The 25,376-nt window shown below is 40.8% G+C and carries 17 protein-coding genes; 10 read left to right on the top strand and 7 right to left on the bottom strand.

What is annotated here, in order from left to right:
* Nucleotides 1-32 precede the first annotated feature (32 nt).
* The gene (locus AB5935_RS04020; protein WP_038605268.1) at nt 33-884 is read left to right on the top strand and encodes a head GIN domain-containing protein; all 852 of its coding nucleotides are present in this window, start codon (nt 33-35) and stop codon (nt 882-884) included.
* A 95-nt stretch (nt 885-979) separates the two neighbouring features.
* Here the strand turns inward: AB5935_RS04020 and dusB are convergent, their stop codons facing one another.
* Nucleotides 980-1,969, bottom strand: coding sequence for a tRNA dihydrouridine synthase DusB (gene dusB / locus AB5935_RS04015; RefSeq protein WP_007833945.1), 990 nt, complete (start codon nt 1,967-1,969; stop codon nt 980-982).
* A 150-nt stretch (nt 1,970-2,119) separates the two neighbouring features.
* On the opposite strand from dusB, the gene AB5935_RS04010 reads away from it, so the two are divergent.
* On the top strand, nt 2,120-3,382 hold the full coding sequence (locus AB5935_RS04010; protein WP_038612096.1) for a peptidase U32 family protein: 1,263 nt from the start codon (nt 2,120-2,122) through the stop codon (nt 3,380-3,382).
* A 151-nt stretch (nt 3,383-3,533) separates the two neighbouring features.
* On the opposite strand, the gene AB5935_RS04005 is transcribed toward AB5935_RS04010, so the two are convergent.
* Together AB5935_RS04005 and AB5935_RS04000 are read right to left on the bottom strand one after the other, a co-directional pair.
* Entirely contained in the window at nt 3,534-5,084 is a 1,551-nt protein-coding gene (locus AB5935_RS04005; RefSeq protein ID WP_038612093.1) for a RagB/SusD family nutrient uptake outer membrane protein, read from the bottom strand.
* Nucleotides 5,085-5,099: 15 nt separating this feature from the next.
* Nucleotides 5,100-8,186 carry a SusC/RagA family TonB-linked outer membrane protein gene (locus AB5935_RS04000; protein ID WP_007854733.1) on the bottom strand — a complete coding sequence of 1,029 codons (3,087 nt, stop codon included), beginning with the start codon at nt 8,184-8,186 and terminating at the stop codon, nt 5,100-5,102.
* Between the two features lie 693 nt (nt 8,187-8,879).
* Between AB5935_RS04000 and argS the strand changes: the two genes are divergently transcribed.
* From argS to AB5935_RS03985, 3 genes are read left to right on the top strand one after another with little or no spacing between them, the layout of a single operon-like run.
* On the top strand, nt 8,880-10,700 hold the full coding sequence (gene argS, locus AB5935_RS03995; RefSeq protein WP_007833924.1) for an arginine--tRNA ligase: 1,821 nt from the start codon (nt 8,880-8,882) through the stop codon (nt 10,698-10,700).
* Nucleotides 10,701-11,327 carry a viroplasmin family protein gene (locus AB5935_RS03990; protein WP_007833922.1) on the top strand — a complete coding sequence of 209 codons (627 nt, stop codon included), beginning with the start codon at nt 10,701-10,703 and terminating at the stop codon, nt 11,325-11,327.
* A 15-nt stretch (nt 11,328-11,342) separates the two neighbouring features.
* On the top strand, nt 11,343-13,169 hold the full coding sequence (locus tag AB5935_RS03985) for an LTA synthase family protein (RefSeq protein ID WP_038612090.1): 1,827 nt from the start codon (nt 11,343-11,345) through the stop codon (nt 13,167-13,169).
* Between the two features lie 83 nt (nt 13,170-13,252).
* Here the strand turns inward: AB5935_RS03985 and AB5935_RS03980 are convergent, their stop codons facing one another.
* Nucleotides 13,253-14,977: an ArnT family glycosyltransferase gene (locus AB5935_RS03980; RefSeq protein ID WP_038612087.1), complete on the bottom strand. Its 1,725-nt coding sequence runs from the start codon at nt 14,975-14,977 to the stop codon at nt 13,253-13,255.
* Nucleotides 14,978-15,063: 86 nt separating this feature from the next.
* Here AB5935_RS03980 and AB5935_RS03975 point away from each other — a divergent pair, with 86 nt between their 5' ends.
* The gene (locus tag AB5935_RS03975; RefSeq protein WP_005850093.1) at nt 15,064-15,438 is read left to right on the top strand and encodes a GtrA family protein; all 375 of its coding nucleotides are present in this window, start codon (nt 15,064-15,066) and stop codon (nt 15,436-15,438) included.
* Between the two features lie 36 nt (nt 15,439-15,474).
* Entirely contained in the window at nt 15,475-16,422 is a 948-nt protein-coding gene (locus tag AB5935_RS03970; protein WP_038612692.1) for a glycosyltransferase family 2 protein, read from the top strand.
* Nucleotides 16,423-16,452: 30 nt separating this feature from the next.
* Here AB5935_RS03970 and AB5935_RS03965 read toward each other — a convergent pair whose 3' ends face one another.
* Both AB5935_RS03965 and AB5935_RS03960 read right to left on the bottom strand, forming a co-directional pair.
* Nucleotides 16,453-18,480 carry an LTA synthase family protein gene (locus AB5935_RS03965; RefSeq protein ID WP_038612083.1) on the bottom strand — a complete coding sequence of 676 codons (2,028 nt, stop codon included), beginning with the start codon at nt 18,478-18,480 and terminating at the stop codon, nt 16,453-16,455.
* 183 nt (nt 18,481-18,663) lie between these two features.
* Nucleotides 18,664-19,647, bottom strand: a complete 984-nt coding sequence (locus tag AB5935_RS03960; protein WP_038612080.1) for a glycosyltransferase family 2 protein — start codon at nt 19,645-19,647, stop codon at nt 18,664-18,666.
* 245 nt (nt 19,648-19,892) lie between these two features.
* Here AB5935_RS03960 and AB5935_RS03955 point away from each other — a divergent pair, with 245 nt between their 5' ends.
* The 3 genes from AB5935_RS03955 to AB5935_RS03945 are packed head-to-tail and all read left to right on the top strand — an operon-like array spanning nt 19,893 to nt 24,039.
* Entirely contained in the window at nt 19,893-21,209 is a 1,317-nt protein-coding gene (locus tag AB5935_RS03955; protein ID WP_007833916.1) for a glycosyltransferase, read from the top strand.
* Nucleotides 21,210-21,266: 57 nt separating this feature from the next.
* Nucleotides 21,267-23,105: an ABC transporter ATP-binding protein gene (locus tag AB5935_RS03950; protein WP_005844224.1), complete on the top strand. Its 1,839-nt coding sequence runs from the start codon at nt 21,267-21,269 to the stop codon at nt 23,103-23,105.
* A 1-nt stretch (nt 23,106) separates the two neighbouring features.
* A complete protein-coding gene (locus AB5935_RS03945) occupies nt 23,107-24,039 on the top strand; it encodes a glycosyltransferase family 2 protein (protein ID WP_007854728.1) in 933 nt (310 codons plus the stop codon).
* Nucleotides 24,040-24,979: 940 nt separating this feature from the next.
* Here AB5935_RS03945 and AB5935_RS03940 read toward each other — a convergent pair.
* Nucleotides 24,980-25,375: a glycosyltransferase gene (locus AB5935_RS03940; RefSeq protein WP_368327328.1), complete on the bottom strand. Its 396-nt coding sequence runs from the start codon at nt 25,373-25,375 to the stop codon at nt 24,980-24,982.
* Nucleotide 25,376: the final 1 nt, after the last annotated feature.

Genomic DNA, 25,376 nt, shown 5'->3' with positions numbered 1-25,376 from the left:
AAATAACGTCTAATAAATAAAACAAAAGTAATATGAGAAAATTAGTATCAACTTTAATGACGGTAACTCTTATGTTAGTGTCGGTAACAGCATGTGCAGAGAGAATAACTCCTAGCAAAAACTATGTTACCAAAAAAGTGAATGTGGGTAGTTTTAATGCTATCTCTACCAGTTCTTCGGTGGATGTAATCTATACTCAAAGTTCCGGTGGACAGGATGTGGAAATATATGCTCCGGACAATTTGGTGGACTATATTGATGTCCGTGTAGAGGGTGGAGTACTTAAGGTTGGTTTTAAATCGCCAAGAAACAATTTTTCAATAAACGGAAAACATAAAAAGGAAGTAAGAGTTTCTGCTCCGGCTGTGAACAGCTTGAAAGCTTCCAGCTCTGGTGACATTATTATAAAGAATGGACTGAAAACGAGTGGGAAAGTTACTGTTAAGGCTAGCAGTAGCGGTGATGTAACAGGAAGCATTATTTCTTGTGATGATTTTGCGGCTACCGCTAATAGTTCGGGTGATGTGATTCTGGAAAAGGTATCTTGTACAAATTTCTCTGCTGATGCCAGTAGTTCTGGTGATGTATCTGTCAAGAATCTGAACGCTGCTAATGTATCTGCTGATGCCAGCTCTTCCGGAGATGTAATTTTGGTAGGTATTTGTGAGAACGCTTCTTATAGAGCCAGTAGTAGTGGGGATGTAAAGGCAAAAGGTATGAAGGCGGTAAATGTAACTGCTAGTGCCAGTTCCTCTGGTGATGTGGAATGTTATGTGACCGGTTCGCTGACTGCGAAAGCATCCAGTAGTGGTGAGGTGGCTTATAAGGGCAATCCTAAAAACATTGATTTCTCTCCTAAAAGAGGTTTGCGTAAAATAGAATAAATAATGTGTTAATGCTACAATGTGCCAATATGTTAATGTGCCAATTGCCATGCGGAATACAGCACAGCCAATTGGCACATTAATATATTGTAGCATTAACAATTCATTCCGTAATTTCCCCTGATATAATCCAAAATACTGAAAAGCTCTTTCACTGTTTCGGCACGGAGCATGGCGATACGTGTCTCTTTAAAGTTGGGAATGCCTTTAAATAAAGGAGAAGCAGCCAGATGGCGGCGTACATGAAGAATCCCACGGCGCTCGTCAAGCAGATTCACACTGTCCAACACTTCCTGGCGGAGTACATTCAGCCGCCACTCAAAAGAAAGGGCAGGGAGTTCCTTACCGGTTTCTATATAATGTTTTATTTCCTTGAATATCCACGGGCGTCCAAAACTGGCTCGGCCAATCATAATAGCGTCCACTCCATACAGGTCAAAACACTCTTTGGCACGTTGTGGCGTAGTTATATCTCCGTTTCCAATGATAGGTATATGCATACGGGGATTCTTTTTTACTTCACCTATTAAACTCCAATCCGCTTCACCAGTGTACATTTGTGCACGGGTACGTCCATGAATGGTCAGTGCTTCAATACCGCAATCTTGTAATTGTTCTGCCAAATCTACTATAATTTTATGCTCATTGTCCCAACCTAGACGTGTTTTTACAGTAACGGGAATTTTTACAGCATCCACAACAGCACGGGTAATCTCCAACATCAGCGGGATATTTTGCAGCATACCTGCACCGGCTCCTTTACCGGCAACGCGTTTTACAGGACAGCCAAAATTAATATCCAGGATGTCCGGATGCGCCTCTTCCACTATTTTCGCTGCTTCTACCATTGTTTCCGTGTCTCTGCCATAAATCTGGACAGCTACAGGGCGTTCCTCATCGTTGATATTCAGCTTCTGCATAGTTTTACCTACCGAGCGTATCAGTGCATCTGCTGATACAAATTCGGTATATACCATATCAGCACCGAACTTCTTGCACATCAGGCGAAAAGCGGGGTCCGTTACATCTTCCATCGGGGCTAGGAAAATTGGGTATTTGTCCAGGTCTATATTTCTAATCTTCATTGTTGTATGTTTATCTTTGGGTTACAGAAAAATCAGATTCATTTGAGTATTAATTTATAATCTGTGTGAATCTGTGTAATCTGTGGTGAAATCAGGCTGCAAAAATACGGAAAAAAGCCTACCTTTGCACACATATTAATCAAAAGAATAATGAAAGCTTCTATAAAAGACTTTGAAATAATGGCTCCTGTAGGTTCACGTGAGTCGCTGGCGGCAGCTATACAGGCAGGTGCGGATTCTATTTACTTCGGAATTGAGAGTCTGAATATGCGTGCACGTTCTGCCAGTACATTTACTGTCAATGATTTACGTGAGATAGCACAGATCTGTGATAAACATGGTATCAAGAGCTACCTTACAATCAATACCATTATTTATGATGAAGATATTGCTTTGATGCGTACCATTGTCGATGCGGCTAAGGAGGCAGGCATCAGTGCCGTGATTGCTGCGGATGTGGCGGTAATGGCTTATTGTTGCGAGGTGGGGCAGGAAGTACACCTTTCCACCCAATTAAATATCAGTAATGTCGGAGCATTGAAATTTTATGCTCGCTTTGCTGATGTAGTGGTATTGGCACGTGAATTGAATTTAAAGCAGGTGCGAGTGATTTATGATACTATCCAGAAGGAACAAATTAAAGGTCCGAATGGAGAATTGGTCCGCATTGAGATGTTCTGTCACGGGGCGCTCTGTATGGCAGTGTCGGGCAAGTGTTATCTCAGTTTGCATGAGATGAATGCTTCTGCTAACCGGGGGGCTTGTATGCAGATATGTCGCCGTGCATACGATGTGAAGGATAAAGAGAGTGATATTGAGCTGGAGGTGGACAATAAATACATCATGTCTCCTAAAGATTTGAAAACTATTCATTTTATGGATGAAATGATAGAGGCTGGTGTGCGTGTCTTCAAGATCGAAGGGCGTGCCCGTGGACCTGAGTATGTACGCACTGTGGTGGAATGTTACAAAGAAGCTATTTGTTCTTATCTGGAGGGTACTTTTACCGAGGAGAAGAAGCAGGCTTGGGATGAGCGGCTGAAGACTGTATTCAATCGGGGATTTTGGAATGGGTATTATTTAGGACAGCGTTTGGGTGAATGGAGTAAGAACTATGGTTCGGAGGCTACTGAGCGTAAAGTGTATGTGGGTAAGGGAATCAAGTACTTTTCTAATATTGGTGTTGCAGAGTTTCTGGTGGAAGCTGCTGAGATGAAAGTAGGGGATAAACTTCTGATTACAGGACCTACTACAGGAGCGGTATTTCTGACGTTGGATGAGGCGCGTGTGGATTTGAAACCGGTGGATGTGGTAAGAAAAGGTCAACATGTATCCTTTAAAGTCCCCGATAAGGTACGTCCTAGTGACAAGCTTTATAAATTGGTTTCTCTTGAGGATTTGAAAAAGAAATAAAACAGGAAACTCCCGGTCATATTAAAAAACGTGATTAGGAATTTCTTCTATAGGATTGTTTAGGTATGTCTTTCCTTAATCTGTCCGGAAAAAAATAAAAAAACCGTAACAATTCATTTGCTACGGTTTTTCACTTTGTTAGAGTTTGCTGTTATTCTGTATAAATTGAGAGCTTAGGATGATCTTTGTAAAGGTTCTTATTCGCTAGTTCTTCTGCATCTGTAATTCTGTATAAATAATATTTACTATTTGGACAGAACGCACTTTTATCGGGAAAATTGAAGAAGCGATGTCCTTGAGTTTTTTTCTTAAGTGTGTGAGTTTGTCCGTTTTCATCAGTGTAAATATAGTCAATGGGACCTTCGGGATATGCTTTGCGGACTACAGCCTGTTGGTTACGGATGATGTCTATCAAACTGAATCCTTCACCCCATAATTCTTTGCGGCGTTCTAACCAAATTGTTTCCAATAGATCCTGTTGTGAAAGATTTGTATTAATAGTTTTTGCTCCTCTGGCTGTTTTTAAATCATTTAATTTGTTAATTGCATCTGGGTCATTCAGATGTGCTTTTGCCTCTGCATCTATCAAATAAATTTCAGCAACGCGCATCAATACGATATCACCAAGTTGGTTTTCGATATCGCGGAATCTGAATTTAGAGTTACGCATCCATACATAGGCTGCTGATTCAACGTCAGCTCCTGGATCTGTAGCCCAGAACAGCATATCTTTACGATAATCACCATCTTCGAACAAATCACGGAAGTAAGGGTCTACATTGAAGCTATAATAGTATGATCCTTTAGTTGTAGTATCTAAATAATGAAACTGATAACTGGCATTACTTTGATCGTTGGTTTGAGCATGCCCCCAAATCCATTCTTTATTGTCTACAGAATTGAATCCAGCTTTATATTCACTTTCAGTCATTAGATAATTGTTTTTAGCTAACAATTTGTCTGAGTAAGTTTTAGCTTTTTCCCATTGACGAGCATAAAGACAGGCACGTGAGAGAATACCTAGGACAACTTCATTATCAATTTTGTGTTTGGCGTCACGTACATAAGTTTCGGGAATAAGTTCTAATGCTTCTTCTAAATCATTGATAGATTGCGCATATACTTCACTGACACTTGATGCAGGTTTTCCTTCAGCTGCAATTGTTTCATCTGTTGATTGTGTATAGATAGGTGCACATACAGCATCTGGATCTTTATCAATGGCAAAAGAATAACAAGAAGCTAGATGTAAATATAGAAAACCACGTAAGGCTAACGCTTGTCCCTTGATTCGATTTCTGTCAATTTGTGTGCCTTCAGCAGCATCAATATTATCTAATACACCATTGCAGTCATTAATAACACGGTATGCTAAAAGCCAGCTTAGGGTATTTGTGCCCCCTTTTCCATAAATAGCGGTAAATTCATTGTGTGCTCTAAAACCATATTTGGTGTTTAGTACTACGTCAGAACCCATTGCATCATTTGCACGTAACATTGCTCCATAGCCAGGGTTGGCGTAAGAATTGAAAGTTTCCATCAGGTAGTTCCAACCACCATTAAGTACTTTTTCGGCATCTCCTGTTTTACCGAAAACAGAACCGGCATCTACATAAGTTGTAGGAATTGTACCCAAATCGCAGGAAGTGAGCATTATACTTCCCAGTGCGACTGAAAATATATATTTAAAAATAGTTTTCATATTCTTCTTTCTGTATTAAAGTTTCACATTGATACCGAATGAAATAGTTTTCATTGCCGGATAACGATAGTAAGTAGAGCCTCCGAAAGTTTGCTCTGGGTCTAGACCTTGTTGTTTGGCTAATGTCAGCATATTTTCTGCTTGAAAAAATATGCTTGCATCTTTCAGTGTCAATGTGTTCAGCAATGACTTCGGCAGATTGTAAGAGAATGTAATATTCTTCAGACGTAAGTATGAACGGTCAACTAAGAACCGATTTGAAGAGTTTGTCCATGAGCTTTTGGGAGAAGTAGTCAGACGTGGTACATCGGTATAGGGATTTTCAGGAGTCCAACGGTCTAACATATCTACGCTCCAACTGGTACCTGTAGGTCCTTGGCTCATCAATGAAACTTTATCCCCATTGTAGATTTTACCACCAATGGAATAAGAGAATAAGAATGATAATGTAAAATCTTTGAATGAAAGATCTGATTGAAGACCGCCAGTCCAGTCTGGTAGTGAATTGCCACATTTTACTTTGTCGTCCGGTGTGGTTGATGAATAGTCTTCTGTGGTTACTTTTTCTCCGTTGGTATTGTAACGATACCACATGGGATTACCATTTTCAGGATTGACACCAGCCCATTCTACTAAATAGAAGTCATATAACGATCCTCCTTTTACCCATTTCTTGTTGCCACTCCACATTTCTTCGGCAGGTAATGAGGTTATTTTGTTTTTATAGGTAGTAGCATTAAAAGAAAGTTTCCATTTCCAATCTTTAGTCATGATAGGATATCCTGAGATTTGGAATTCCCATCCATAATTTTTGATGGCACCAATATTTTCGTCCATACTTGAGAAACCTGAAGATGGAACTAAGTCTTTAGAGAATAATAAATCTTTGGAACGACGTTCAAAGTATTCGATTGTACCACTTAGGCGATTGTTCCAGAAACCAAAATCCAAGCCGATATTAGTATTTAGATTGGTTTCCCATGATAAATTAGGAGTTGCCAGACGATAAGCATGCAAACCGGATTCACCGAGGTTATTACGTATGGAATAGAGCGCCTGATACGCATAATAACCTACCTGGTCATTACCTTGCGCTCCGTAGCTGGCACGCAATGATAAATTAGATAGCCAGTCTGATGTGTCCTTCATAAACTCTTCCTGCATAATTTTCCAAGATGCGCCTATTGACCAGAAAGTACCCCAACGATGATCCGGATGGAAACGGGAAGAACCGTCAGAACGGACAGAAGCCGATAAGAAGTATTTTTGATCGTACGAGTATTCAGCACTTCCAAAGAAACTTAACAGCTTGTATTGGTCGCTGTTTCCGCCAAAATCACCTAAAGAGGAAGCTGCGTCGGGCTCATAGAATCCATCCATGATGACTTTGCTGCGGCTTCCGCCGAAATTGGAAGTGTTATATTCATAGTACTCCTGACCGGCCATCACACGGATATCATGTACATCATTGAACGTGTGTTGATAATTAATGACATTATTAAAAGTCATGCCTGTAGTGCGGTAGTTGTATTTGCTTACGCTGCCACCACTGATAGAACCTGTACCGTAAGTAGGATTGGTGTAGTCATGATTTGTTTTGTTATTATAGTCAATATTCAAAGACATTTTGTAAGAAAGTCCTTCGATAGGAGTTATTTGGATAAAGCCACGTAAAGAAGCAGCATCGCGTTTTATCTCGCTTTTATCGTGTGGCATGGAAGCCAGCAGATTATATTTTGCATACGAGTTAGGACGATACTCACCATAATCGAACATACGGTTACCATTTTCGTCCAATAAATATGCTCCAGTTGCCAAGTCACGTTGATACACTGGATAGAATGATGGCAATGAACGGGCAAACATGACCACATTGGAGATTGTTGAGTCATCTTGCTTGGGATAGTCTTGAACAGAATGAGTTCCTGATACATTCAATCCGATCTGTAACCATTTGCGGATATCTGAAGTCACGTTGGCGCGGAGAGTATAGCGTTTGAAACCAGAGCAGATATAAGCACCTTGATCATCCATGTAACCTGCTGAAACAAAATATTTGGAGGTTTTGCTACCACCACTTACGCGTACATTTAAATCTGTATAGTGTGCATCTTGTGAAAGGGCGTCGTCCCAGCTGTCGTTCCATAATGGTTTGGCGCCTGCTACCAGTTTTCCGTCATGGCCGATTGGCTCAGGGTAAGCACTGCCATAAGGGTTGATGCCTAGATTGCCTGTAACATTGCTTGATGCCCATGCTGCAGCTTCTTCGGCAGAGTAACCGTTGTCCATACGATAGTTACGCATGGCTTCCCAATATAATTCATAATATTGGTTTGTATTCAACTGGTCGTAGTCTGCGCGTGCACGGCTTGAAAAACCATATTTAGCAGATAATTCAACGGTGGGTGCGCTATCTTTATTTCCTTGTTTGGTGGTGATCATAATTACGCCGTTTGCTGCACGTGAGCCATACAATGCAGCGGAAGCTGCATCTTTTAATACAGTGATTGACGCAATATCTGAAGATGCTATGGAGGAAAGAGCACCATCGTAAGGAACACCATCGACCACATAGAGGGGATTGGTTGAAGCGTTTACAGAACCAACTCCACGAATCAGGATAGTTGCGTCTGATCCGGGTTGACCGCTGGAGGAAAAAGACTGTAAACCAGCTACAGTTCCTTGCAATGCTTTTGACACACTACTGACCTGTGCTTTTTCAATAGTGCCGGCGGCAATATAGCTTGCAGACCCTGTAAATGTGGATTTTTTGGCAGTACCGTAAGGAACGGTTATAACTACTTCATCTACCATTTGGGTTGTTTCCTTCAATTCTACGTTAATAACTTTGCGTTTGTTTACCGGTATAGTTACTGTTTCGTAACCTACAAAAGAGAAGATCAGGCTTTCATTGCCGTTAACCTGAATCTGGTAGCTGCCATCGGTAGAAGTGATGGTACCGCGAGTTTGTCCTTTTACAGCTACTGTGACACCAGGCATTTCTTCGCCTCCTGCGGTGACTTTACCAGTTACTGTAATTTCCTGTGCATATGTAATCATGCAGAATAGCAAGCTACATAATAATGAAGAAAATCTGCTCATATAAACTTGGCTTTAATTAGGGGTTTATAAATTGCCATATTTCAGGCATTATGTATTGAACTCTCTTTTTTAAATTGTAAATGCAATTTCTTGTATCATTGTGTCGTTTTCCATAGTGGTTTTATTACTATTCAACTGCATTAGGATTTCTTTTTGCTTGCATTCTTATAATTGCATTATTTAATAATGACCGCAAATATATGTATTTTGATTTAAATAGGATAATATATTTTAATATATTTTTTACGAAGTCCTTTCTTTAGGATAAAAATATACGGTTTTTCTTAACTTTATCAAAATAGTGTTTGTCTTGTTTTAATGTGGATTTAATATATAATATTGTTTTATCAATCAAGTGTTTATGTAATTTCGTGTTGAATTAATTCTTGTAGTCAATGTATTTTTATATTTCTAATGAACTGGGAATGTGTTGTTGGACATATTTAATTAGTCATTGTATGTTTATGCAGATAATTTAGCTTTTTATAAAGTGGAATTCTCTTGATTAGTGAAAGTTGTCCTCTTATTCTTATTCGATAAAATAGTGACTTTTGACTTTTTGATACTTATTTTTTTAGTTAAAAGGATATAGTTTGCGGAGAGGAAAGATAGTAAATTAAAGTAAGATAGGAAAGATTTCGCCTAAAATGTCTATCTTTGCAACTCAATAACAAATAAGTGTACGTACATATTATGAATATAGAAGAAAAACTCACCACGTCCATTATCAGCGCTATCAAAACGTTGTACGGACAGGATGTACCCGGAAAAATGGTACAACTGCAAAAGACTAAGAAAGAGTTTGAAGGACATCTTACTTTGGTTGTTTTCCCTTTTCTGAAAATGTCCAAGAAAGCTCCTGAACAGACCGCACAGGAAATAGGCGGATACCTGAAAGAGCATGCTCCCGAATTGGTTTCAGCCTACAATGCAGTGAAGGGCTTTCTTAATTTGACAATTGCTTCGGATTGTTGGATTGAACTCTTGAATTCTATTCAGGCTGCTCCCGAATACGGTATTGAAAAGGCTACGGAAAACTCTCCGTTGGTGATGATTGAGTATTCTTCTCCCAATACAAACAAGCCGCTTCATCTGGGTCACGTCCGTAACAACCTGTTGGGAAATGCCTTGGCAAATGTCATGGCGGCAAATGGCAATAAGGTGGTCAAGACCAATATTGTGAATGACCGTGGTATCCATATCTGTAAGTCCATGCTGGCCTGGTTGAAATATGGTAACGGTGAAACACCTGAATCATCGGGCAAGAAGGGGGACCATTTGATTGGTGACTATTATGTAGCTTTTGACAAGCATTACAAGGCTGAGGTAAAGGAACTGACAGCTCAGTACCAGGCTGAAGGCTTGAATGAAGAAGAAGCTAAAGCTAAGGCAGAGGCAAACTCTCCTCTGATGCTGGAAGCTCGCGAGATGCTCCGTAAGTGGGAGGCGAATGACCCTGAGATCCGTGCCTTGTGGAGGAAGATGAATGACTGGGTATATGCCGGATTCGATGAAACGTATAAGATGATGGGAGTTAGTTTCGATAAAATTTATTATGAATCGAATACCTATCTGGAAGGTAAGGAGAAAGTGATGGAAGGATTGGAAAAAGGTTTCTTCTACCGGAAAGAGGATAACTCTGTATGGGCTGATTTGACTGCCGAAGGACTGGACCATAAGTTGCTTCTTCGCGGTGACGGTACTTCTGTTTATATGACCCAGGATATTGGTACTGCCAAATTACGTTTTCAGGATTACCCCATCAACAAGATGATTTATGTAGTGGGTAATGAACAAAACTATCATTTCCAGGTACTTTCTATCTTGTTGGACAAATTGGGTTTTGAATGGGGCAAAGGATTGGTTCATTTCTCATACGGTATGGTAGAGCTGCCCGAGGGCAAAATGAAAAGTCGTGAAGGTACAGTAGTGGATGCGGATGATTTGATGGAAGCAATGATTGAAACTGCTAAGGAAACTTCTGCTGAATTAGGTAAATTGGACGGTCTGACTCAAGAAGAAGCCGACAATATTGCCCGTATTGTTGGTTTGGGCGCTTTGAAATATTTTATTCTGAAGGTGGACGCACGTAAAAATATGACTTTCAATCCGAAAGAATCGATAGATTTCAATGGCAATACAGGACCTTTCATTCAGTATACGTATGCCCGTGTCCAGTCTGTATTACGCAAAGCGGCTGAAGCAGGTATCGTTATTCCCGAAATCATTCCAGCAGGTTTGGAACTGAGCGCAAAAGAAGAAGGTTTGATTCAGATGCTGGCTGATTTTAAATCGGTTGTCAAGCAGGCAGGCTCAGACTATAATCCTTCCATTATAGCAAACTATGCATACGATTTGGTGAAAGAATACAACCAGTTCTATCATGATTTTAGTATTCTGCGTGAAGAAAATGAAGCGTTGAAAGTCTTCCGTCTGGCATTGAGTGCTAATGTGGGTAAGATTGTAAAGACAGCAATGGGCCTACTGGGTATTGAAGTGCCTGAACGTATGTAAATGGTAAAGAAACAGAAATATTATGTAGTATGGAAAGGCGTCAATCCGGGAGTTTATGACTCTTGGACTGACTGCCAGCTACAGATAAAAGGTTACGATGGCGCACAATACAAGTCATTCGAGACCAAAGAGGAGGCGGAACACGCCTTGGCTTCTTCCGCTTTCCATTATATAGGTAAGAATGCTGTTAAAAAAGAAGATGTTCCTAAACAACTTCCCGAGAACTTTGATATGAACTGCCTGGCTGTGGATGCTGCTTGCAGTGGAAATCCCGGACCGATGGAATATCGGGGCGTTTATTTGCTTACCGGACAGGAGGTTTTTCATTTCGGTCCTGTTTATGGAACGAATAATATTGGAGAGTTTCTTGCCATTGTCCATGCTTTGGCGTTGATGAAGCAGAAAAATATCAATATGCCTGTTTACTCGGACAGCCGTAATGCGTTGAGTTGGGTGAAGCAGAAGAAATGTAAAACTAAACTGGAACGGACTCCTCAGACAGAGAAACTTTTTCAAATGATAGAACGGGCCGAAATTTGGCTGAAAGAAAATAAATATACCACACCTTTATTGAAGTGGGAAACCGACCGATGGGGAGAGGTCCCGGCTGATTTCGGACGGAAATAATAAAGAACTGAAGATATGAAAAAGAGGATTGCTTATATCAGCTTGTACTTTTTTACGGTCTTACTGATATTTATTCTACAGAAACCATTATTCATGCTCTATAATGGTTCCATTGAAAAAGGATTCGGGTTTGCCGATTATATGCAGGTAATGGTTCATGGAGCCAGTCTTGATGCCGCTACGGCGGGATATCTTACTGCATTTCCATTCTTGTTGGTACTGATAAGTATTTGGTTTAGGAAATTCCCTTTGAAAAAAATACTTTACGGGTATTATATTTTGGCCGCCGCGCTTATTTCTATCATTTTTGTGGTAGATATGGCATTATATACATTTTGGGGATTTAAACTGGACGCATCTGTTTTTCTTTATATCGATTCACCGAAGGAAGCTTTGGCGAGTGTTTCCGTTGGATTTATCTTGCTGAGGGTTCTTGCCATCTTGTTACTCATAGCTCTGAATAGTTGGGTCTTGCTGAAAATCACGCCTTCCGTTTTGACTGCCACCCGGAAACGGATAACGGGAACTGCGGGAATGCTGTTATTAGGAGGTGTGCTTTTCGTCATTATACGTGGTGGTGTAACGGAATCCACTTCTAATATAGGGCAAGTATATTTCAGCAACGAACCTTTCTTGAATCATTCGGCGGTCAATCCCGATTTCAGTTTGTTGTCTTCTATGGGTAAATCCCAGGATTTTGCATCAGAGTTCAATTTCTTTGATGAAGAGAAGCGGGCTGCATTGTTTGACGGACTTTATCCTACAACAGATGGGGATAGTATTATTCAAGTCCTGAATACCAAGCGTCCCAATATTCTTATTATTTTGATGGAAGGTTTTGGAGGTGCTTTTGTAGAACCTTTAGGCGGTCTTCCTGATGTGACGCCCCACTTTAACCGTCTGTCAAAGGAAGGGATCTTTTTTACAAACTGTTATGCCAATAGTTTCCGTACCGACCGTGGAACAGTCTGTACTTTCAGCGGTTACCTTGGATTGCCTACGGCATCGGTAATGAAAATTCCTGCCAAGAGCCGTACGCTGCCTGCTATAGCTGAAGGATTGTCCAAGGTGGGTTATAAAACAGATTTCCTGTATGGAGGTGATATCAACTTTACCAATATGAAGAGTTATCTGCTGAGTACCGGTTATCAGCGTCTTACAGCCAATACAGATTTTTCATTGGCCGAACAGACCAGTAATGCCTGGGGAGTGAATGATGATATTACTTTTGAATATTTATATAATCAGTTAAGAAACCGGAAGGAAGAAGGGCCTTGGCATACTGCGTTTCTGACACTTAGCAGTCATGAACCTTTCGAAGTTCCTTATCACCGGCTGGAAGATAAAATTCCCAATGCCTTTGCTTATACAGATGAATGTCTGGGTAAGTTTATTGACCGGTTGAAGCAGACTCCCGCATGGAAAGATCTTTTAGTTATCTGCCTTCCCGATCATGGTTTCTATTACCCGCGTGAGGGGTCTAATGCGATGCCTCGTTTTTATCATATTCCCTTGTTATGGTTAGGTGGAGCGGTAAAACAGCCTATGCAGGTGGACAAGATTATGAATCAGACCGATTTGGCAGCCACTTTGTTGGGGCAGCTGGGGCTGGAACATACTGCATTTACGTTTAGCCGTAATGTATTGGGAAGTGATTATAAGTATCCTTTTGCCTTTTATAGTTTCAATAATGGGTTCTCATTCAGGGACAGTACAGGAGTGACGGTGTTTGATAATAATTCCGGCAGTATTCTTTTTAATGAGCCTGAAGCTGACGAGTCCCGTCTGGATAAGGGTAAGGCGATATTGCAAACTGTTTATGATGATTTAGGGAACAGATAGTAAAACTTGGACGCGGACTATATGAATCAGTATGGAATTCATATAGTCCGCGTCCCAATCGGTGCAGAATCTGCCGGATATAACTATTTCCGTTTCTCGTTGAACTTGTACATGATTACCGTATTGCGTAAGTCGCAACTTCTGTAATCTGTATGGAAGACCTCTTCCAGCTGATATTTTGCATTGTAATTCTTTAAAAACTCCTCTTGTGCATTTGCAGAAAGTATGACATACCCTTCTTGCGGATTTTCCAGTGTGAAATTCCGCATTTGGTTATTCATATAATAATTTGTACAATAAAACCGTATCATTCTGTCTGTATATGAATAAACGACTCCTTCAGGCACCTGTTTTCTGATATCTTCTGCCAGATGTTTATCGGATTTTACAGCTAGTATTGTTGGCTGATATACCCCGTCTAAAGCGACAAACAGGCAAAGAACACAACCGGTGATTCCATAGAGGAGTGACCCCGTACTACTTTTTTTGATAACCAGCCTTAATGTACAGATGGCAGCCACTACCGGCAATACTATAATCAGCCATTTGGAAATAGAAAAGGACGTGCTTTCCAAAGCTTGCATAAACGCTATGTTTTCGGCAGCATGACGTCCGTTGCCCCATATGCTGTCCGGTATCATCTGACAGCGTACAGCAAAAAACACCACGGTGAGTAACAAACAGAGCGAGGCAAAGATATAAGCCGATATTTTGAACACTTTCGCCCCTTTTTGCATTAACGCCTCCAGATACTGGGCAATCAGTACAGCCATAAATGGATAGATAGGCAACAAATAGACGCTGCGTTTGCTTTTAGGAATACAATAGAAGACAAAAATAGCGATAATCACTATCCAGATAAACAGCTGTATGGGGGATTGTGAGCGGATGTTATCCCAAACCTTCCTGATGCGTCCGGTGAAAGAGTTTCCTGCGGGCAGCAGGTGCATTTCATTCCATTTCAGTCCGAAGAGTGAAATAAGCAAGACCAATGTCCAAGGTATCCACCCCCATATAATGGTCAGGAAGTTATACCATAAAGGATTGTGATGCGACGGGTATGACATTTTGCCGACAAAGCGTCCGGTGTTTTCCTCCAGCATCAGGTCCATAAACGGCTGTCCTCCCTGTAGCCAGGCCGCATAAAACCAGATTCCCAATGGAATAAGGGAAAGCAGCCCGATTCTGAATAAGGAAAGGAAAGTCTTGCCGAATGAGCGTCCCCGTATCAGCTGGTAAATACCGATACACATACAGGGGAATATAGAACCCACAGGTCCTTTGGTCAGCGTGCCGCATGCCATCAGCACGACAGCCGTCCAAGGTATTCCCTTGCAGCCTTTTTCGTCCCAGCGAAATAGTAAGCAAAGTGAGATGACGATGAAGGAAACCTGTAGCATATCCAGCCTGCAAGCCACCGCCGCCCGGTGCACTTCGAATGAAGTGAGCAGTAAAAGGGAGGTAATGACTGCTGTCTTTGTATTCTTATAGCGGGCTACGAATCCGAAAAACACGAACTGCATAGCTAGAAAAGCGATAGCGGACGGCAGACGGGACGAGAATTCACTCACCCCTCCGAAAATGGCGGAAATAGCTGCAATAGACCAATACAGGAAAGGAGGTTTATAGGCGATGTCTGTTCCGTAGTTCAAAGGCAATATCCAGTTGCCGCTTTCCAACATCGAGTATGCCACAATTGCTTCGCGCGGTTCCCCTTTAGAGTAAAAAATAGTTTCTCCCAAAAAGGGGATTATTACAAGTGTGCTTAGTAAGGCTATGAACCAAAATGCTTTTTTCTTGTCTGACATATATTTTTCGGTCTTTTATATTTACTGTCGCAAAAGTACGAATAATTCTTTAGTAATACCTAACTTTGCATTTTAAATCAATGAAAATGAATAAACTGAAACAGATACCCGAGTTCCTGCGATTTGTAATGGTAGGCCTTTTTGCTACAGGGCTGCACTATGGCATTTATTTTGTCTTGCAAAAATTCATTCAGGTCAATGTAGCCTATACCTTGGGATATGTGCTGAGTTTTGTTGCCAACTTTTATCTTACGGCTTATTTTACTTTCGGGCAGCCTCCTTCCTGGAAGAAAGCTTTTGGCTTCGGGGGGGCACATCTGACAAATTATCTGATACATATTGGATTGTTGAATCTCTTTCTGCGGTTGGGTTTTTCCCGTCCGTTGGCTCCCATCCCAGTGTTTCTCATTGCCATTCCGGTAAATTTTTTATTAGTGAGGTTTGTTTTCAAACAAAAGTAATATCTTTGAGGAGTCTTTATGATAGTGAAGAATGATATGAAGAAAGTGACTCTTTTGATTCCGGTATATAATGAGGAAGCGATGCTGCCCACTCTGTATCAACGTTTGATAGAGCTTGTCAACCGCAATGCCGTTTATGAGTGGGAAATCCTGTTTGTCAATGATGGCAGCAGCGACACTACGCTGGAATGCCTCCGCCGGTTGAGGCAGCAGGACAAGCGGGTGAATTATGTCAACCTTTCGCGTAACTTTGGTAAAGAGGTAGCCATGCTGGCGGGTTTTGATTACGCTACCGGCGATTGCTGCGTTGTGATGGATGCTGATTTGCAGGACCCTCCGGAACTGGTAGACCAGATGCTGGAATATTGGGAAGAAGGATATGATGACATTTATGCCAAACGGCGTACCCGTGGCGAGGAAAGCTGGTTGCGTCGTCAGTTCTCTCTGGCTTTTTATGGTATACTTCAGCGGATGAGCCGTATTGATATTTTGCCCAATGTGGGCGATTTCAGGCTTCTGGACCGTCGTTGTGTGCTCACGTTGCGTCGTCTGCGCGAATGCGAGCGTTATACAAAAGGATTGTTTTGCTGGATAGGCTATCAGAAGAAAAGCATTGAATTTGATCGCGGAGACAGGCTGATGGGCCATTCCTCTTGGAACTTTTTCAAGCTGTTGAATCTGGCTGTCGAGGGAATAACCTCTTTCTCTATCGCCCCTTTGCGCATCGCCACAGTATGCGGAGTGCTCTGTTCAATCTCCAGTTTTATTTATGCCATTTATTTTCTGATAAAGACCGTGCTTTATGGTGATGAAACGGCCGGCTTCCCCACTTTGATCATTGTCATGCTCTTTTTAGGTGGCATCCAGCTTTTCTCTTTGGGAATTATAGGAGAGTACGTGGGGCGCATTTTCAAGGAAACCAAAGGCCGTCCTACCTACATAGCCTCTGATTATAACGAGGAGAAGTTGGGGTATGACCGTTAAGGAAGGCAAGGCGGTGAAACCCGTCCCACCTTATTGTCCATTAGCTTTATTGACAGTCTTGTGCTCTTTTACCAGATACTCCGCACTCTGCAATGTGGAGAAACAGTATTTTTTCATCACGTAGAATGTACTGTCCTCCCCTGTTACAAGTTGCAAGGCATTTCCTTGCTTCTTATATTTGAATTCCTGCCGGTCATGTGGAGAATAAATATATAGGTGGGTTGTATCTGTAGCCGCTATCAAATTATCGGCGGAGAAATAGACATACGGGCGTTGTTCTGTTAACAAATTTATGCCGAAGTCGTTTTGGGTATAACTCATGTTCAGCAGTCCGAGTAAAGTCGGTGCCACATCAGTCTGGCCGCCCGGCTCTTGTCTGATTTCGGGCTTGATGCCTTTTCCGTAAATCATTAGTGGAACATGGTTGCAGGATTGTGGTATTTCACAGTTCGGACTTCCTACCAATTTCCCATGGTCACCCAGCAAAACAAAGATTGTATTTTCAAACCAGGGTTGTTTGCGTGCTTCTTGCATGAATTGCCGGATGGCCCAGTCCGCGTATTCCACAATCTGATCTTCAAGCTTTGTGCTGTGTGGTTTGAAATAGTCAGGTATCACATACGAGGGATGGTTGCTGATAGAAAGCAATACGGTAAAGAAAGGTTGTCTTTCTTCTGCTCTTTTGTTCAGAATGGGCAAGGCATATTGATATAGGAAATCGTCTTGTACACCAAAGCTGTTAACGACTTTATCTTTTGGGTAGTTTTCTTGTGCATATATTTCATCAAATCCGTTAGTGCGGAGAAAAGCGTTCATATTATCGTATTGTGATTCGTGCGTCATGAAGAATAGGTTCCGATAGCCATTATCCTTTAATACGGTGGGCAACCCCGAATAGACAGGTACCACTGCTCCTTTCATGGCATTCCGTTTCATGATGGCAGGGAAAGAGTAGAGGGTGGCATACATTCCGTGGTTGGTATGTATGCCCGCTGAATAAAAATGGTCAAAACTGAGAGATTCCAGATAAAGGCTGTCTAGGAAAGGAGTCAGTTTTTTGGTAGATCCGAAATGCTCCATCAAGTTGGCCGACATCGATTCCATGAAAATAAGAACAACATTCTTTTGTGTAGGGACGGCTGCGCATTTCACTTCACGTGCAATGGGGGAGATGCCTTCTATTCCTTTTCTTTGCAATATACTTTGCATATTGGTTATTGCCTCCTGTTCCGGCATCAGGTGAAGATAGCGGTTTTCCTTACGGTTATCATCCAGTGTGCTGGTAAGTAGATTAAAGACAGGATTAACCCCTAGCTGATTCAGGAATGGATCGGTGCAATAGTATGCTTGACTTACTCTGATGGGGTTATATCCCATGCGTCCCCGTATTCCGAATAGACAAAGTCCTATACAAACAGCACCGGTGGCGAATATACATAGGCGGTTTATCGGGCTGATGGAAGTAGATTTCGAATTGATGAGATGATAGAAATAAGAAGATAACCGTAGTACACTTCCTGACAGCAGAAGAATAGATATCAGTCCTAGAAAAATAGGGAAATAGAATGATGTCTCACCCAATACCATTCCGGCAGTAGTGGCTCCATATCCGAACCAATTGTAAATGGAAGAATTGATTGTTTTAAAAAAATAGGAGAAATAAGGGATGTTGGCTGCCGAAATAATGAACGACAGTGAATAAAATAGAATGAAAAAGATAGAGATAAATCTGAATACCCACTTGGAGTGATAGTTGCAGAGAGCGGTTATCCATAAAATGACTAATGGTAACAGCAATATGTAGCAAGCTATAACATTGTCAAACCATAGCCCTTTTATAAATGCAGTGGCTTGCATGAGAAAGTTGTTTTGTATATCGGGAGGAAACTGATAATCTATTGAGGTGAACAGGACAAGCCGGAACAGGAAGAAAAAAAGTAAAGCAACTATATGTATGATAAATAAGTAAAGTAAAGAAAGAGTAAACTGTTGGATAAGCTTAGCTTGATTCTTACATGCTGTTACAAATTGCTGCATGAGTGAACGGAGATATTTCATTTGTTTTAGTAAAGTTTGCATTTGTTTGAATCAATTCGGATGATTAACAACAAAGGTAAACAGAATTTTAGAAATATCAAAAGAGGGTATGCCAAAAGTAAAATTGGCTGCCAATTTGTTCACTTTAGGGGCAAACATGTGAGTCCGCCCGAAAATATGGGCAAGCAGTTTCCGTTTCTTATTCTATTTTCGGGAAGGAGTAAGGCGGTCTCGTTTCATAGTCAGAACAAAAGGACAGAATAGCCGTGCTATCCGGTTGAGGCGCTCCAGACGTCCGTCTTTCCGCGTTCCGTTTAATTTCTGCCGGAGGAGTTCCCATAATTGCAGTTTTACTTGCTCTGTTGTGCTTAATTTGGCAATGCGGTTGTAAAGCATTCCTCTCCGTATACATCGTTTGTATCTGCTCAGGTGGGTAAGGTGTTGTTCCATAATGCGGACTATCTCAATATCTTCGCTCTTACCCCCTCCGTTGTTTTCAGCTTTGACGGTAACTTTCTGGGTATGTTGTCTGAAGTAGTTCAGTACTTCATATCTTTCTATAATGTCTCCTTGCATTGCCATATAAAACCAGAACAGCCAGTCGCCGCTGTAGCGCATTTGCAGGCATTGTTCCATATTTTGGACATTTACCATGCTTTTTCTGAAAATGGCTGAGCTTGCATTGGCTATGTAACCACGCCAGTAAAGGTTATGTTCGGCATAAGTCTTCCCATTGAATACGGCGTATGGAGGTATGGCAGATTTCCATTTGTTCATGTCGCAACTCAGCACATTACCGTCTTTATCAATATACTTGGAACCGGCAAAGCATACGGCGGCTTGTTGGTATTTCTCCATTAAAGGAACTACTTTCTCTAAAAAAGTAAGCTCACACAAGTCATCGGCTTCGGCTATCCATATATATTTTCCTTTGGCTAATTGCATGCCTTTAAACCATTGTTTAAATGGATTTCCGGTGTTGTGTTCGTTTAATAGAATATGGCTCACTTTGGCATGGTCTTGATAGTCCGATAATACCTCTTCGCTACCGTCTGTTGAGGCATCATCAAGTAAAATCAGTTCGATATTCTGATAGGTCTGTTGCAGAATACTCTGAATTCGTAGATTGAGGTATCGTTTATAATTATAATTAGGTACCACTACACTGACCAAGGGAAGTGCATTCATGCTCTATTGTTAAGTTAGTTCTTGTTTTATTTCTACAAATGTAATGTTATACAGGTAAATAAACAAGTTGCTTCTTTGTTTTTTTTTCAAAAAACAGGAATTTTGTTGAACTTTTAAAAAGAAACGATAATTAACATTTTAGTATGCAGTCTTTCTTGTACCTTTGCATTATACACTACATAGCATTTGCTGTATTAAACTAAAAATTAAATTAGACATTAGACTATTGTTTAAATTCAATTAGTATGAGAAAGAAAATTCTTTTTATTATTCCGTACATTCCTTATCCGCTGGATTCGGGCGGTAATCAGGCTTTCTTTAATATGGTGGAGTATTTGCGTCATAAGATGGCCGTATCTGTATTGCTTTATCCTGAAACAGGGAGACGTATGCAAGATGTAGAGTCATTGAAGAAAATTTGGGATAATGTGGATTTCTTTATTTATACTCCTAAAACTAAAACTGTCAGATTACCCAAAATTAAACATCCTTTTTATTATAAATGGCTGCAAAAGATACATGCGTCTGTAACCCGTAAAATGAACCGGCAACAGATATGGACGGATGAAACGGGCGAAGTTGTGGATTTAGTACGGGGAAAGAGTACTTTGTTCAGCTCTTGTTTCCAGCCGCTAGACCAGGGGTATGTGGAGTATGTTTCTCAGGTGGCTCATTCAGGTTTTGATATTATTCAAGTAGAGTTTTATGAACTGTTGTCATTGGGATTCTTGTTGCCTGAAAATGTACAGACTATTTTTGTGCATCATGAACTCCGCTACATCCGTAATGAAAAGGAGATTACTTTGTTCAGGGAACAGACTGCCGGTGACAGGATGTTGTTTCATATAGCAAAGGATTTTGAGCGCAGTGCATTATTGAAATATAAAGATGTTATTGTTCTGACTGAAGTAGACCGTAAAATTATGGAGGACTTCATAGGACGGAAAGACCATATCTACACTTCTCCGGCTGTGGTGCAAGTGGGTGACAGGCTGGAACAGCCTTTTGTTCCGGTCCAAAGCGGACGCCTGACTTTTGTGGGAAGTGAGGATCATTTTCCCAATCTGGATGCCGTGGCATGGTTCTGTCACGAAGTGATTCCGCATCTGCGTAAACGTCATTTTTCGTTTACATTGCAAGTAATTGGTAAATGGCGTGGAGAGTGTATCAATCGTTTGCAGTCCGAATACCCGGAACTGAAGCTGGTAGGCTATGTGGAAGATCTGGGCTCTTTTTTAAAAGGCAGTGTTGCTGTTGTTCCAATACGTATCGGTAGTGGTATGCGTATGAAAATATTAGATGCTGTATTGTCAAAAGTACCTTTTGTAACGACGGCAAAGGGTGTGGAAGGCATTGATTTTAAGGATGGTGAAGATTGCTTGATTGTTGATGACCCTGCCGGATTTGCAGAAGCTGTCATAGCCTTGTCAAGTAATCCGCAGTTGCAGAGACAGTTGGTTACCCATGCGGAAGACAGTTTGCGACAAGTATATAACCCCGGACAGATGCAGGAAAGAAGGCTTGCCGTGTATGAACAAATATTAGGGGATAAAGTGGGGTAATCTTGGGTGATTATTTCTTTTTTGTTACCTTTGCGGCATTATATATAATTGATAATTATGCTGAAACAGTTCTTTAGTTTGTTGAAGCGGTATATTCTTCCATACCGCAAATATTTGACATGGGCATTGATACTGAACTTTCTGTCGCAATGGCTTAATGTGTTTTCGTTCATGGCGATTGTGCCAATTTTGAACATTCTGTTCAAAATTGATACCAAGTCTTATGAGTACATTCCTATGGATATTCATAATTTGGATAAGGATGTACTCATAAATAATGCCTATTACTTTGTGAGCAATTTTGTGGCTACAAATGGTGCGTTCTATACACTTGCCATGATGGGAGGAATACTTATCTTTATGACTATGTTGAAAACTGCCGGTTATTTTGCTTCTGCGGCTGTCATGGTACCTTTGCGTACAGGTATTGTCCGGGATATCCGTATTCAGGTTTATAATAAAGTGTTAAGTCTTCCTTTGAGTTTTTTCTCAGAAGAACGTAAAGGAGATATCATAGCCCGTATGAGTGCGGATGTTACGGTGGTGGAGAACTCGTTGACCAGTTCCATCGATATGCTTATCCGTAATCCTATCGCTCTTTTGGTTTGTTTTGTCACTCTGTTTTCGGTAAGTTGGCAAATGACGCTTTTTGTTATCTTTATTTTACCTCTGACAGGTTGGATAATGGGGGTTGTCAGCCGGAAGCTGAAAAGACAGTCCTCTACAGCACAGGCGCAATGGGGAGATATTATGTCCCAATTGGATGAAACATTAGGAGGTTTAAGGGTTATCAAAGCGTTTATAGCCGAAAGCAAAATGTCTGCTCGGTTCTCTAAAACAAACAATGACTTCCGCGATGCAATGAACGAGATGATTATCCGGCAAAGTTCAGCCCACCCCATGAGTGAGTTTTTAGGCACTTGTGTGATTGTGACCGTGCTGTTGTTTGGCGGTGCTTTAATCTTAAATACAAACTATGCTCCGATGGATGCGGCTACTTTCATATTTTATCTGATTATCCTTTATAGTATCATCAATCCTTTGAAAGAATTTTCAAGAGCATTTTATAATATTCCGCAGGGATTGGCCAGTATGGAGCGAATTGATATGATATTGAAAGCGGAAAATCATATCGTAGAGCCGGAGCAGCCTTTGCCATTGGACGCTTTCACAGATAAGTTAGAGTTTAAAAATGTAAGTTTCAGCTATGTAGAAGGGCGTCCAGTCTTGAACCATATCAATCTGACGGTTCCTAAAGGAAAAACGATTGCACTGGTGGGTCAGTCCGGTTCCGGAAAGTCTACTTTAGTGGACTTGGTACCGCGTTATCACGATGTATCGGAGGGTGCATTGCTGATTGACGGCAAGAATGTGAAAGATGTATCCATCCACAGTTTACGTTCTCTGATTGGTAATGTAAATCAGGAAGCTATTCTGTTTAATGACACCTTCTATAACAATATTACTTTTGGTGTAGAGAATGCCACTATGGAGCAAGTAATAGAAGCTGCCAAGATAGCGAATGCACATGATTTCATTATGGAAACGGAAAAAGGATATGACACGATGATTGGTGATCGTGGAGGGCGTTTGTCCGGCGGTCAGCGTCAGCGTGTCAGTATAGCCCGTGCAATTTTGAAAAATCCTCCTATACTTATATTAGATGAGGCTACTTCGGCTCTTGACACAGAGTCCGAGCGTTTGGTTCAGGAAGCGTTGGAGCGTTTGATGAAATCGCGTACTACTATCGCTATCGCGCATAGATTGAGTACCATTAAGAATGCCGATGAAATTTGTGTACTTTATGAAGGTGACATTGTAGAAAGAGGAACTCACGATGAACTGATAGCCTTAAATGGATATTACAAGAAGTTGAACGATATGCAGTCTTTGTAAAGTGGAGCAAATAAAGAAATTGGCAATTGTTATTCCCGCCTACAAGGGGCGTTTCCTTAAGGAAACGCTCGACTCAATTGCAGTTCAGGCCCATAAAGATGAGTTCGTGTTATATATAGGTGATGATGCAAGTCCTGAAAGATTGGATAAGATTGTGGAATCTTATCAGAATAAGGTAAATCTGGTGTATCATCGCTTTAGCGAAAATATGGGGGGCAAAGATTTGGTGGCCCATTGGGAGAGGTGTATCCAGCTGTCTGCAGAGCCGTTTATCTGGCTTTTCTCGGATGATGATTTGATGCCGGCTGATGGTGTGGAACGTGTCATGGAGGCTTTGTCGCGCCCACACCATCAGCGAGGATATTTCTTTCGTTTTCCATTAGCTGTCATTGATGGTGAAAACAAGCGGATACGTGCCAATCGTCCTTTGGAAGAAGGAAGTGTGTCTTGTTACCGGCTGCTGCTAGATAAGTTACAGGGAAAGATAGATTCGGCTGCCGTAGAGTACGTGTTCAGTCGGGAGATATGGCAGTCGGCAGGTGGTTTTGTTCATTTTCCTATGGCTTGGTGTTCGGATGATGCTACGTGGGCTGCTTTTGCCCGTCATGCGGGGGGTGTTATTTCTTTGCCGGGGCAGCCTGTATGTTGGAGGAATGTTGAAGGTGCAAACATCAGTAACTCTGCCGGTCATGACAAAGATAAATTGCACGCTACTATTCTTTTCTTGAGATGGATGAGGAATATGTTTTCCGATTATGTGGATGATCCGGAGCTGATTAATGCATTGCAATGCTATATCCATACCATCCTTCGTATTTCATTGCATAAACATTATAATATATGTGGTTTGTGGGGGGTATCTATGGCTTTGGGAAGATTTAATAAAAGGGCGGCCTTTACTACGTTTTTCAGGAATTTTAGGTTGTTCTCTTAATTTCATTTATGCAGCCGCTTGCGATTTCTCAAGAGTGCCTGTATTTTCATAAAAAGTTTGGGTGCATATATGCCCTCACTTCATATTTCTGTCCTGTATGTATAGTCAGATGTATATCTTCCTGTCATATATTGTTTCACTTTTTTAAAGAAGGACATTGGGGAGTTTTTTCATCCGTAAGGAATTGTGTGGTTTTAAAATCAGATTCATCCTTAAAATATCTTATCCGCATCCCTAAACATTTCTTGCTGTATGGTTAAGGGCTTTCTTCCTGTTTGTTTTATCTCCGCAAGCCTTTGGAGTTAACTCCATAGTCTTGGGAGATAACTCCAAAGCTTATGGAGATAGAATAGATGCATATAAAAAGGTTTAATCTGGAGATAGAAAAAGCTTATGCAATTGGAAGAATTTATAGATAGCCTGTATTGATTGTCTTATTTTGAAGGAAAGATAACGAATTCTTTTAAACGTTTTGATCTTTTTCACCGTTGCCATGCCTTCGTTATCCGTCATTCTGTGAAAGTACACACTCTTTATTGCACTTTTGCAAGGAAAAAGTCTGAAAATGCCATACTTTATATCAAGTCGGAACAGCTTACAGGAAAGAATATATAACTGACAGTAAGTAGGTTATGCGAAATTCTGTTTTAAAATGTAGTGAGGGCATGAGGGTATAAATGTTCCGAACTTTCTAGTGAGCTGATATATTAAGAATACTTTCAGATGTTATCCAAAGAATAAAATGATACTTTAAGAACAAAGGTTCTCCCCTTGATTTTTCAGGTGAATCCTAAAGGAAGCCAGGACTTTTTGAAGGGGGGGATAATGTTAAGACGGTATGAAATTTTATTTTGGATAGCACTGATTATCTTGTAATTGCATATAAGAGAGCATGGAATTATTAGAATTTTGATTTGGTATGATAAAAATAAAAGTGTGATTATTCATTGATCACTTCCATCCATTTCTTTATGATAATTTCGATGGAAAATTGCTTGCTACTTTCAATAGCGTTGGCAGACATTGATTTACGTAGCTTTTCATCTGTCATCAATAGCTTTATCTGTTTAATATATAGTGATATATCATCATTGGGGATAGCAAACCCATTGACTTTATCTGTTATTATGTCTGTCAATGAAGCAAAACTATGAAAAGCTAAAGGAACGCAACCATATTGTTGTGCCTCGGTTAATGTCAGCCCCCATCCTTCAAAAGATGAGGTCATCATAAAAATAGAAGCTTCATTATAATAAGGTTCCGGATTTTTTGTCCCTTCAAAAAAGACACGTTGTAAGCCATAATGTATGACTAGACTTTTGTACCAGCTTTCCATT

This window comes from Phocaeicola sp. RTP21198st1_B8_RTP21198_201120 (genome assembly GCF_040929485.1).
Taxonomy (GTDB): domain Bacteria; phylum Bacteroidota; class Bacteroidia; order Bacteroidales; family Bacteroidaceae; genus Phocaeicola; species Phocaeicola dorei.
Note: the sequence above shows the minus strand (reverse complement) of the source record. Positions and strands in the feature narration are given on the sequence as shown.

Bases quoted from the DNA above. Each gene is read 5' to 3' on its own strand.
- AB5935_RS03955 (WP_007833916.1), top strand. From the start codon at position 19,893: ATGAGAAAGAAAATTCTTTTTATTATTCCGTACATTCCTTATCCGCTG.
- AB5935_RS03970 (WP_038612692.1), top strand. From the start codon at position 15,475: ATGAAGAAAGTGACTCTTTTGATTCCGGTATATAATGAGGAAGCGATG.
- AB5935_RS04010 (WP_038612096.1), top strand. From the start codon at position 2,120: ATGAAAGCTTCTATAAAAGACTTTGAAATAATGGCTCCTGTAGGTTCA.
- AB5935_RS03985 (WP_038612090.1), top strand. From the start codon at position 11,343: ATGAAAAAGAGGATTGCTTATATCAGCTTGTACTTTTTTACGGTCTTA.
- AB5935_RS04000 (WP_007854733.1), bottom strand. From the start codon at position 8,186: ATGAGCAGATTTTCTTCATTATTATGTAGCTTGCTATTCTGCATGATT.
- AB5935_RS03940 (WP_368327328.1), bottom strand. From the start codon at position 25,375: ATGGAAAGCTGGTACAAAAGTCTAGTCATACATTATGGCTTACAACGT.
- AB5935_RS03980 (WP_038612087.1), bottom strand. From the start codon at position 14,977: ATGTCAGACAAGAAAAAAGCATTTTGGTTCATAGCCTTACTAAGCACA.
- AB5935_RS04020 (WP_038605268.1), top strand. From the start codon at position 33: ATGAGAAAATTAGTATCAACTTTAATGACGGTAACTCTTATGTTAGTG.
- dusB (WP_007833945.1), bottom strand. From the start codon at position 1,969: ATGAAGATTAGAAATATAGACCTGGACAAATACCCAATTTTCCTAGCC.
- AB5935_RS03990 (WP_007833922.1), top strand. From the start codon at position 10,701: ATGGTAAAGAAACAGAAATATTATGTAGTATGGAAAGGCGTCAATCCG.
- AB5935_RS03960 (WP_038612080.1), bottom strand. From the start codon at position 19,647: ATGAATGCACTTCCCTTGGTCAGTGTAGTGGTACCTAATTATAATTAT.
- AB5935_RS04005 (WP_038612093.1), bottom strand. From the start codon at position 5,084: ATGAAAACTATTTTTAAATATATATTTTCAGTCGCACTGGGAAGTATA.
- argS (WP_007833924.1), top strand. From the start codon at position 8,880: ATGAATATAGAAGAAAAACTCACCACGTCCATTATCAGCGCTATCAAA.
- AB5935_RS03975 (WP_005850093.1), top strand. From the start codon at position 15,064: ATGAATAAACTGAAACAGATACCCGAGTTCCTGCGATTTGTAATGGTA.
- AB5935_RS03950 (WP_005844224.1), top strand. From the start codon at position 21,267: ATGCTGAAACAGTTCTTTAGTTTGTTGAAGCGGTATATTCTTCCATAC.
- AB5935_RS03965 (WP_038612083.1), bottom strand. From the start codon at position 18,480: ATGAAATATCTCCGTTCACTCATGCAGCAATTTGTAACAGCATGTAAG.